The following is a 7,096-nucleotide window of genomic DNA, read 5'->3' on the forward strand; positions in this document are numbered from 1 at the left end:
AAGCTGATCACAATTTGAGTGAAAAGGCGCTTTAAGGAGATTGACTCCTTTTAGCGTCTTTTCGATTTGATCCGAATCTTAGTTTGCCAGCAATTCATCACAGATTCGCCCGGCGGCCTTACCATCCCAGAGCGGCGGGACTTTTGCGTTTTCCGGCTTACGGTCGCCTGCCAAAGCTTCAAATGCAGCCTGCTTGATCTTCTCCGGGTCGGTTCCGACCAGAATATTGGTGCCGAGTTCGATGGTGACCGGTCGCTCGGTGTTTTCGCGGAGCGTCAGGCAAGGAATCCCGAGCACCGTCGTTTCCTCCTGCAGTCCGCCCGAATCGGTCAGCACAAGTTCTGCCCCGCTATACAGCCGCATAAAATCGACGTAGCCAAGCGGGTCGATCAGCCGAATATTTGATGATGAGATACGTTCCAAAAGGCCAAACTCATCGATCTTGGCACGCGTTCGCGGGTGAGCCGGAATTACGATCGGCAACGCTTTGGATATTTCGATCAACGCGTCGATTATGTCTGTGAAAGTATCTCTATCATCTACGTTAGACGGGCGGTGCAGGGTACAGACAGCGTAGCTTTCGCTACCGACGCCGACCGAATCGCGGACATTTGATGCGGCTGCGACCTTCAAATGGTCAAGCAGGGAATCGATCATCACGTTTCCGACAAATCGAATCCTTGATGCCGGAATGCCTTCGGCTAAAAGGTTTTCGTCTGCGTCCTGCGAGGTTGTGAGCAGCAGATCCGAGATCGAATCGGTTAGAATGCGATTGATCTCCTCAGGCATAGAGCGGTCACGCGAACGCAATCCGGCCTCGACGTGAGCAACCTTGACGCCGAGTTTTACTGCGACGAGTGCACAGGCGATGGTCGAATTGACGTCGCCGACCACCACGACCCAATCGGGTTTATGTTCGAGCAGCACGGGCTCAAATTCGGTCATCACCTTGGCGGTCTGAACCGCGTGCGACGCCGAGCCCACACCGAGATAGACGTCCGGTTTGGGCATGCCGAGATCCTCAAAGAATGAATCTGACATCGCCGCATCGTAATGCTGACCGGTGTGCACGATCAAGGGCTCAAATTCACTAGAGCGTCGCTTCATCTCGGCGTAGATCGGAGCGACCTTCATAAAATTGGGCCTGGCACCGACGATGTTTAGAACTTTGATCACCTTGTTTCCGCCAAACACGTCAAGATTTTTTCCATATTTCCTAAAGATAGAGATTTCCACCACTTATGATTTCGATCCGACATTTCTCTTGCTTGCATTCCAGTAATCCGCTCAATATCATTGTCAATGCTGTGCGTTGTTCCAGTGGTTACGACTCTGTAGCCATCCTTTTGTCGGGCGATCCAAAGCGAACCTTGCCCATCATTCGAATTGCGGTAAATCCTGTACTCGTTCTCCTTAGGTTCGCTGACCAGCGTCGGGAATCCCCGTAAAATGTCATCCAGCCCAGGGTCTTGCATTTTCATTTCTTAAATCTCCCATCCCAGAAATTTTACTGAACTACAACCTTACAATTCTAGCCTTACAATTGTCGCGAATTTCAGCGGACAGTGCGTTGCGAGTGTCCACAACCAGCGATGCCAATTCACAAACCTTTGCGTAATCCACGGGCGAATGTTCGGTACAGATGATCACGCAGTCGGCCGCCTGTATCAACTCGTCCGTCAACTCCTGGTTAAAAAGCGGTTCGCCGTCGCCGATCGTGTAGGCGTGGTCAAAAGTGACCTCGGGGACAAACGGGTCGTGATAACTGACTTCGGCTCCGTCGGCCCGCAAAAGGTCAATGATCGATAACGCCGGCGACTCGCGCATATCGTCGATGTCCTTTTTGTAAGCGACGCCGAGGATCAGTATCTTTGATCCGTTGACGGGTTTTTTGACGTCATTAAGAGCGTTGGTGGCAAGTTCGACGACGTAGTTCGGCATTGTCGAATTGACCTGCTCGGCAAGGCTTATGAACTGCGAATCAAATCCGTGCTGTCTGGCTTTCCACGATAGATAATGCGGATCGAGCGGTATGCAGTGACCGCCGATGCCCGGTCCGGGATAAAACGGCATAAAGCCGAACGGCTTGGTCGCGGCCGCTCGTACGACTTCCCAAGTGTCGATGCCGAGGGCGTTGCAGAGCTTAGCCATTTCGTTTGCCATTCCGATATTGATGGCTCTAAACGTGTTTTCCCAGAGCTTGGCCGCCTCAGCGACGCGTGCCGACGAGACGGAAAAGACGTTCTCGACGATCTGGCCATAGAGCATCGCCGCGATCGCCGTCGAATCGGGCGAACAGCCGCCGACCACCTTTGGAATATTGTGCGTCTGATACTGCGGGTTGCCCGGATCGACCCTCTCGGGCGAGAACGCAAGCAGAAAGTCCTCGTCGAGCTTAAAGCCGTTTTCCTCAAACATCGGCTGCAGCACTTCGTCGGTCGTGCCAGGATACGTGGTCGATTCCAGGATAATTAGTTGGCGACGGCGGAGCGATCGTTGGATATCGGCGCCTGCCGTCAGGATATATGACATATCCGGATCCTTGGTCTTTCTCAGCGGCGTCGGGACGCAGATGATGATCACGTCGCACTCGGCAAGCCGGTTAAAGTCGGTCGTGGCCGACAGTTTGCCGGAATCGACGCATTTCCTAAGGTCTTCGTCCGGCACGTCCACGATGTACGAGACGCCGGTGTTGACCTGAGTAGCCTTTTTGTCGTCAACCTCAAATCCGATCGAGTCGTAGCCTTTTAATGCAAATTCCACGATCAACGGCAGGCCGACATAGCCTAGGCCGATGACGCCGATACGGGCACTCCGTTCCGAGATCAGTTGTTCAAATTCGTCTTTGATCATTGTCAGATATTCTATTACGTTCGTTTGGGCTGCGGCGCCGGATGAAATCACTTGGGAAAACGATGCGCCGATGTTCTAAACTATGTTAAGCAGTAATGTTAGTCAAATTTTTCGCGATGTGTGTTAATATTAGCAGGGTTTTTCACGCGGTGCCCTCCAAGTATTTTTAATACAGTCAATAGGTTCTATTCTCCGACTTCTTATGAGTTTTGGGGTACATTCCAATAATCCTGTAGTCCGATCGGTTGTCGAGGGCACAGCACCGCGTCCGGCGTGTGTCGCGGCGTCGCGGGGCATTTTGCCGCTGCCGCAATCGGACCTGCTCGAGATACTTGTCAGTTTCTACGACGGCGATGATGCCGAACTGAAAGAAAATGCCCGCCAGACGCTGAGCACGCAGAGTTCGGTCGCACTCGACGGGACGTTGTCATCGCACGATACGGCACCCGCCGTTCTGGCGTACTTTGTCGCTCAGGAGCATCTGCCGAATGCCGCGTATCAGTCAATAATCCAGAACGCCAATACACCATCCGCCGCGATCGCGGGGTTTGCTCGCAAGACGACCAGTGGCGACCTGCTGGAGTTGATATCGCTCAATCAGCAGTTACTGATCCGTGACCCGAGCATAATCGAAGCGATCATCGGCAATTCGCACCGAACGTCCGAGGCCGATCGGCGTGCCAACGAGACAAAACGCGAGTTTTTCGAAAAGGAGCGCGGTGCCCAGCAGATCGCCAATGAGCTTCGTGCCCAGGGCAAAGAGGCCGCTGCCGAATTTGTCGAAAGTGTCGATATCGCGGACGACGGCGACGATTCCGGCCTGAGTGCCGAGGACGCTCTGTTCCTCGCCCAACACATCGAGGTGCTCGATAAAGACACCGACGACGAATGGCTCCGGCTCGAATTTATCGAGGATCTATACGAGGAAAGCGAGGCACAACGCAAGGCGACGCTCGACAAGATCATCGGTGAACTTAAAAACGAAGAAGATGAGATCGCCGGCGAACGCATCTCGATGATCAATAAGGTTATGCGAATGGGCGTCAAAGATCGCGTCAAACTCGGTATGAAGGGCGACCGCGAAGCCCGCAACATCCTCATTCGCGACCCCAACCGCCTGGTCTCAAGTGCCGTTGTCAACAATCCGCGGATCAGCGAGCAGGAGATCGAAAATATCGCCTCGATGCGCAGCCTTTCCGAAGACGTCCTCCGGCAGATCGCGTCCAACCGTCAATGGTCGCGAAGCTACGGCGTGATGCACTCGCTGGTACGCAATCCGCGAACGCCGATCGCCAATTCGCTGACCATTATGTCGCGGCTGCAGCTGCGAGATCTGACCGCATTGTCAAAGAACCGTAACGTTTCGGACGGAGTTCGGCGGCACGCTGCCAGGCTGCTGTCGGCCCGAACCGGCGGCCGCGGTTAGAAAAACTTCTCACGCCGGCCGGTCTTGATAAATGTACCGGCTATATCGGTCAGAGTATGGCTCGCCGCACCGAGCCATAGGCCCAAAAACGCAAATAATAGAAAAGTTTCACCCAGATAGCTGCGTATGACGTCGCGGATCGTGCCCCAAGCCCGGGCGAGGCCGGCGACGTCGGGCATACCATCGCCGGCAATACCGTTTCGTATCAAGGCGGCCAGATACGCAAGTATCGTTGCCACCCCGAGAAAATAGATAACCCGAAACAATGCTCCAAATAACAGCCCGTGCGAAAAGCGAGAGCGGTGCTTGAAGAAATGACGGTACGGAAACCATATAATCCGAAAGACTGACCAGCGTGAATACGGACGCGAGATCGTGTCGAGGTCGGGCCCGAACATCAGGCCGCCAAACAAGAAAGCCGCACCGACTGTCGCCGCCGCTATCGGCTTACCGACCGCCATATATGTGATCACGGTCGCCGGTACTGACAGTATCACTGTGATCGCGTCGTGTTTTGATCCGCTTGGCATCGCTTAATTCTACCTTATACCTCGAAGAGGGCATCGCTCCAAGATCGCAATCTAATGCGGTCAATAAAACCGCCCAAATCGCAATTAAGGTGTTTCAAATTAATTTCGAGTTTTTGGCGAATTTGAAACAACTTAAGTACTTTGTTTAGCGACTTTAACCCCCGTTTTTGTTTCAAATTAATTTTCTTCCCCTCAGGTTCATCGCTAAATGTGCTCGGAAGTGCTGTAACGTGTGTGTTTGTTGCATTTAGCGGAATTCTGCTGTTTCACAATACAATTCCCGGTATCCGAGTATTGCGATCCATCCGAATTGGGGCAATCTGTGTTCTGCATTCGATATTTCTTAAATGAACATTGGGCATTGCAACGGCCTCGACCGTGCCAAAATTCGTGCCATAAATCGTGCCATTTTTGCACACGCAGTCCGCTTGTAACCCATTGCCACCAGGGCATTTGCAGTCACAAATCGTGCCATTTTTACGTTGTGCAAGTAACACCGCTTCAAAAATGGCACGGCCGTTTTCCGCTAAACCTGCCCTTTTTCTCTTGGTCAGAAACAGCGACTGTTGCTATTTCGTATTCGACATTCGTTATTCGCCATTTCTCCCGAGATCTCACGTGGTGCTGGTGCCCGAACGGGCGTTGCCTCCGTCTTTAGTTTTCAAAGATCTGTTGATTGGTTATATTATATCACAATTTGCAGGGATACAGTAATGTCGCATAGATGCAACGCCCGTCACGAAAAATCAGCTATGGTCTGAAAAACTCCGCTCCTTACAAAGGAGAGGTGGCATCCCGATGCTTTCTATCGGGATGACGGAGTGGTTCTCAAGCGTCGAACGGGAATTCAGCGCAGTTTGTGGCCAAGGGTTAGGGCACGGTGAATCTTTATTATCGTGAGAGAACCACCCCGTCAGCGGCCAAAAGACGGCCACTGCCACCCCTCCTTGGTAAGGAGGGGAATCTGATAATTTTGAGCGAAACCCCACGGACGGCGTACGGGCCAAAAGACATCAAGCTTTCGCTCCATCGCATCGAGGGAGAAGGTCAATGTCCGGAGAAGTTTAATGAAGAATCATGCGGGATTCGGGGTCATCTATGAAGTAAGTACTCAAGTCAAGCGCACGGGTATTGTGGCATCTTTTGGATGCGGTTGGTGCGTTTGATTGGGTGACAAAAGAGAACAACCGGCGCCTCCATTATTAGTTAGATTCTTTCAGATACGCACCGCTGTAATTAGCGAATGCCATCATCTATTCGTGCACAGCTTCGTTCGAGCGGCTGGCTACATGAAACCTGATCGGCTCATCTCGAACTATATCGAGATGGCTGGCCGTACCATCAGACCTTCAGAGACTGAGCGGGTTTCCCCCGTCACCTCTCCTGACCCCTCGTACAAACCAACTTCGCCCCGCCGTGTAAACTCCTCGTAGCTGATGCCATCACGAAGCATGACATAACAGTTAATCAGAAGCTTACGGGCCGCTGCAACTTTGCTTTCGGGCGGCCTCTACGACGGCTAACCTCGGAATAGAACTTCCGTATCTTCTTATCGCGACTTGCCTGGGCTGCCTGCCCGAGCAGGTACCTTGCGAGCCGCGAACCTCGCTTGCTGATCGAACCGATCCGCCTCGTCTCGCCCGAGCTTTTCTCGAGCGGGTCGAGTCCTACAAATGCCACGACCTCTTCCTTACGGCGAAAGCGTCGAACATCGCCGAGCGTGTGAATAAGTGCCATGGCGTTGATCAGCCCGATCCGGGATGTGTCATTAGCAATTGAGCACGCTCTTCCTTATTCGCCTCTTCTCTCGAGCCTCGCCTCCACGGCCTTGATCCGGCGTGTCAGCTCGTCGCAAAGAACAAATCGAGAGCTGACCAGAAGCCGCTCGACCTGTGTCGTCTCAACCTCCTCGATCTTCTTTCTCGCCTTTACCGCCGGCAAACGGAACCGTGGCAAGCCCTTCGATCGTGCGAACGCCTGCAGCTGATTCACCACCGATGTCCGCTTGCTCACCCAAGAGTGACGATAGTTCAGCAGATCGAGCATCTCCCGGCTCTGCTCGTTCCTCGGCGTGATCGCCGGAAATGTCCTCGCATCAATAGATCCAGGATCGTCTCCGCATCCCTGTGGTCGTTCTTGTGTCTCGATAATGCTGCTCGACGGATCATCCTAGGGTCTCCGATCTTGAGCGTCATTCCATTGTCGAAGAGCAACTTCTCAAACCACCACAGCGATCCCGTGGCCTCCGTTCCAATAACCGCGTCCTTTCCGCACTTGCGGTAAAACG

Annotated in this window: 8 protein-coding genes; 1 reads left to right on the forward strand and 7 read right to left on the reverse strand. The window is 53.1% G+C overall.

What is annotated here, in order from left to right:
- Window positions 1-78 precede the first annotated feature (78 nt).
- Genes wecB through IPQ00_17410 form a run of 3 tightly spaced genes read right to left on the reverse strand, consistent with a single transcriptional unit; the run spans window position 79 to window position 2,853 of the window.
- Entirely contained in the window at window positions 79-1,176 is a 1,098-nt protein-coding gene (gene wecB, locus IPQ00_17400) for a UDP-N-acetylglucosamine 2-epimerase (non-hydrolyzing) (protein ID MBL0242344.1), read from the reverse strand.
- Complete coding sequence (locus tag IPQ00_17405) at window positions 1,173-1,481, reverse strand: hypothetical protein (protein MBL0242345.1); 309 nt, start codon at window positions 1,479-1,481, stop codon at window positions 1,173-1,175. The genes wecB and IPQ00_17405 overlap by 4 nt, the downstream gene beginning before the upstream one ends.
- Before the next feature lie 34 nt (window positions 1,482-1,515).
- The gene (locus IPQ00_17410; GenBank protein MBL0242346.1) at window positions 1,516-2,853 is read right to left on the reverse strand and encodes a nucleotide sugar dehydrogenase; all 1,338 of its coding nucleotides are present in this window, start codon (window positions 2,851-2,853) and stop codon (window positions 1,516-1,518) included.
- Window positions 2,854-3,055: 202 nt separating this feature from the next.
- Here IPQ00_17410 and IPQ00_17415 point away from each other — a divergent pair, with 202 nt between their 5' ends.
- Entirely contained in the window at window positions 3,056-4,279 is a 1,224-nt protein-coding gene (locus tag IPQ00_17415; protein ID MBL0242347.1) for a hypothetical protein, read from the forward strand.
- On the opposite strand, the gene IPQ00_17420 is transcribed toward IPQ00_17415, so the two are convergent.
- The 4 genes from IPQ00_17420 to IPQ00_17435 form a co-directional block, all read right to left on the reverse strand.
- A complete protein-coding gene (locus IPQ00_17420; GenBank protein ID MBL0242348.1) occupies window positions 4,276-4,809 on the reverse strand; it encodes a metal-binding protein in 534 nt (177 codons plus the stop codon). The two genes, IPQ00_17415 and IPQ00_17420, sit on opposite strands and share 4 nt — an antisense overlap.
- A gap of 1,467 nt (window positions 4,810-6,276) precedes the next feature.
- Window positions 6,277-6,546, reverse strand: coding sequence for an IS110 family transposase (locus tag IPQ00_17425; protein ID MBL0242349.1), 270 nt, complete (start codon window positions 6,544-6,546; stop codon window positions 6,277-6,279).
- A 54-nt stretch (window positions 6,547-6,600) separates the two neighbouring features.
- On the reverse strand, window positions 6,601-6,855 hold the full coding sequence (locus IPQ00_17430; protein ID MBL0242350.1) for a hypothetical protein: 255 nt from the start codon (window positions 6,853-6,855) through the stop codon (window positions 6,601-6,603).
- Window positions 6,840-7,096, reverse strand: a 257-nt coding sequence (locus IPQ00_17435; protein MBL0242351.1) for a transposase, incomplete at its 5' end; no start/stop codon positions are given. The genes IPQ00_17435 and IPQ00_17430, both read right to left, overlap by 16 nt.

It is taken from the genome of Chloracidobacterium sp. (assembly GCA_016720705.1).
Taxonomy (GTDB): domain Bacteria; phylum Acidobacteriota; class Blastocatellia; order Pyrinomonadales; family Pyrinomonadaceae; genus OLB17.

Bases quoted from the DNA above. Each gene is read 5' to 3' on its own strand.
- IPQ00_17410 (MBL0242346.1), bottom strand. From the start codon at position 2,853: ATGATCAAAGACGAATTTGAACAACTGATCTCGGAACGGAGTGCCCGT.
- IPQ00_17405 (MBL0242345.1), bottom strand. From the start codon at position 1,481: ATGAAAATGCAAGACCCTGGGCTGGATGACATTTTACGGGGATTCCCG.
- IPQ00_17420 (MBL0242348.1), bottom strand. From the start codon at position 4,809: ATGCCAAGCGGATCAAAACACGACGCGATCACAGTGATACTGTCAGTA.
- IPQ00_17425 (MBL0242349.1), bottom strand. From the start codon at position 6,546: ATGGCACTTATTCACACGCTCGGCGATGTTCGACGCTTTCGCCGTAAG.
- IPQ00_17430 (MBL0242350.1), bottom strand. From the start codon at position 6,855: ATGCTCGATCTGCTGAACTATCGTCACTCTTGGGTGAGCAAGCGGACA.
- IPQ00_17415 (MBL0242347.1), top strand. From the start codon at position 3,056: ATGAGTTTTGGGGTACATTCCAATAATCCTGTAGTCCGATCGGTTGTC.